This window comes from Subdoligranulum sp. APC924/74, assembly GCF_003324125.1.
Classification (GTDB): domain Bacteria; phylum Bacillota; class Clostridia; order Oscillospirales; family Ruminococcaceae; genus Gemmiger; species Gemmiger qucibialis.
Genome location: NZ_PSQF01000188.1, coordinates 1 through 1,082, shown reverse-complemented (window position 1 = coordinate 1,082; position 1,082 = coordinate 1). Strand labels below are relative to the sequence as shown.

The 1,082-nt window shown below is 50.7% G+C and carries 1 protein-coding gene and 6 tRNA genes; all 7 read right to left on the bottom strand.

All coding sequences use genetic code 11. The annotated features are described in order from the left end of the window. Positions 1–2: 2 nt before the first annotated feature. The 7 genes from C4885_RS16145 to C4885_RS16120 all read right to left on the bottom strand — a co-directional run bounded on the left by C4885_RS16145 (position 3) and on the right by C4885_RS16120 (position 1,080). Positions 3–78, bottom strand: a tRNA-Trp gene (locus C4885_RS16145). A gap of 43 nt (positions 79–121) precedes the next feature. Continuing rightward, positions 122–197 (bottom strand) — tRNA-Thr (locus C4885_RS16140). A gap of 3 nt (positions 198–200) precedes the next feature. Beyond that, positions 201–277, bottom strand: a tRNA-Asp gene (locus tag C4885_RS16135). A 233-nt stretch (positions 278–510) separates the two neighbouring features. Beyond that, positions 511–633: a hypothetical protein gene (locus C4885_RS17235; RefSeq protein ID WP_256359673.1), complete on the bottom strand. Its 123-nt coding sequence runs from the start codon at positions 631–633 to the stop codon at positions 511–513. Between the two features lie 172 nt (positions 634–805). Beyond that, positions 806–881 (bottom strand) — tRNA-Trp (locus C4885_RS16130). Positions 882–924: 43 nt separating this feature from the next. Beyond that, positions 925–1,000, bottom strand: a tRNA-Thr gene (locus C4885_RS16125). Between the two features lie 3 nt (positions 1,001–1,003). Beyond that, positions 1,004–1,080, bottom strand: a tRNA-Asp gene (locus tag C4885_RS16120). Positions 1,081–1,082: the final 2 nt, after the last annotated feature.

Genomic DNA, 1,082 nt, shown 5'->3' with positions numbered 1-1,082 from the left:
TTTGGCAGGGGTAGAAGGATTCGAACCCTCGGCACGCGGTTTTGGAGACCGCTGCTCTACCAACTGAGCTATGCCCCTATGTAAAAAGCCCACAGTAGCTAACGTGCTGTGGGCTTTGCTATGGAGCTGTTAGGCAGATTCGAACTGCCGACCTCATCCTTACCAAGGATGCGCTCTACCGACTGAGCTATAACAGCATGTGGCGACCCGGATCAGGCTCGAACTGACGACCTCTAGCGTGACAGGCTAGCGTTCTAACCAACTGAACTACCGGGCCAAGCCCTTTCGCGCTTTGCATCAGGCGTTACCTGACCGCTGCAACATGATTGATTATACTGGATTATACCCCAACTGTCAAGCACTTTTTTGATTTTTTTGCCATTTTTCTTGTGTTTCGCGCATCAGCGTCAATAAAGTTTTGGGCGGGTGCTCTTGTGCTTTCCTCTGCTGACCACGGCCATGCCGCAGCGTTAATTTGCAGTTGCTCTTTCCCGACTACAACATTTTTTGTTACAGCGTTAATGTGCAGAAAGCCGCCGCGTCATCATCGCGCAAGGCCACAAGAGCTCTTTCGTTATTTTCAAAATCGTTTGGCTCCATCTTCTCTGCCCCAAAAATGCTGCTGCTTTCCATGGGCAGCCTGCTGCAAAAGCGATGGTCCCATCCCACAGTTCATGGCCGGGTGCCATTACGATAATTTTCTCCAACTTATTCTCCTTGAAACCCTTCGGATTTTAACGAATCGAACCGCAAACAAAAAGCACAGCAGTTTTTCGATACATCTGTATCACAACTGCTGTGCTTTTGGCAGGGGTAGAAGGATTCGAACCCTCGGCACGCGGTTTTGGAGACCGCTGCTCTACCAACTGAGCTATGCCCCTATGTAAAAAGCCCACAGTAACCAACGTGCTGTGGGCTTTGCTATGGAGCTGTTAGGCAGATTCGAACTGCCGACCTCATCCTTACCAAGGATGCGCTCTACCGACTGAGCTATAACAGCATGTGGCGACCCGGATCAGGCTCGAACTGACGACCTCTAGCGTGACAGGCTAGCGTTCTAACCAACTGAACTACCGGGCCAA

Coding starts and splice junctions, on each gene's coding strand:
- C4885_RS17235 (WP_256359673.1), bottom strand. CDS start 633: ATGGAAAGCAGCAGCATTTTTGGGGCAGAGAAGATGGAGCCAAACGAT.